Origin of the sequence: Aquimixticola soesokkakensis, from assembly GCF_900172375.1 — a bacterium.
GTDB lineage: Bacteria > Pseudomonadota > Alphaproteobacteria > Rhodobacterales > Rhodobacteraceae > Aquimixticola > Aquimixticola soesokkakensis.
Genome location: NZ_FWFS01000029.1, coordinates 1 through 814 on the forward strand (window position 1 = coordinate 1; position 814 = coordinate 814).

General features: G+C 56.9%; 1 pseudogene. It reads left to right on the top strand.

The features are described 5' to 3' along the window. Positions 1-814: pseudogene (locus tag AQS8620_RS16765) on the top strand (IS3 family transposase); the annotation flags it as partial.

The window sequence follows — 814 nt, forward strand, 5'->3', positions numbered from 1 at the left end:
CCTCACATCGCCAGCGTCGTGACATGATCCTTCTGGCATATATCCGCGAACAACATCGGCTCAGCTTGGGCAGCTATGGCCGTCCGCGCATGACGCAGGAATTGAAGGAACTGGGTCTTCAAGTTGGCCAGCGCCGCGTCGCCCGGGTTCGTCGGGAAAACAGCGCCCCACGCTGTTTTCTGATCCTCCTCACTGCGTGACAACGGCATTCAGGTTCTGCGCAGCCGTAAATTCAAGCGCACGACCGACAGCGACCACAGCTTCAACATCGCCCCGAACCGTCTGAACCAGGACTTCACGGCGACGGCGCCAAACCAGAAGTGGGCCGGGGACATCACTTATATCTGGACCCGCGAGGGTTGGTCCTATTTGTCTGTTATTATTGATCTATATTCGCGGCGTGTGATCGGTTGGGCGATCAGTAACCGCATGAAGCAGGACTTGGCGCTACGTGCCTTGGACATGGCTACAGCTCTGCGTCGGCCACCGCCTGGCTGCATTCATCATACCCCCTCTCGGGCTATTTCCTCCGGAAATACCCTGCCGGGCAGTGGATCGTGGTGCGCAATACTGTGCCCACGAGTACCAGAAGCGTCTTCGTCGTCACAAACTCTTGCCTTCGATGAGCGGCAAAGGAAATTGCTTTGATAATTCGGCTGTCGAGAGCTTCTTCAAATCCCTCAAGGCCGAGCTGATCTGGCAAAACACATGGCAAACACGCCGGGATGTCGAGGTCGCGGTGTTCGAATACATCAACGGCTTCTACAACCCGCGCAGGCGCCATTCAGCATTGGATGGCAAATCACCCGTGGCG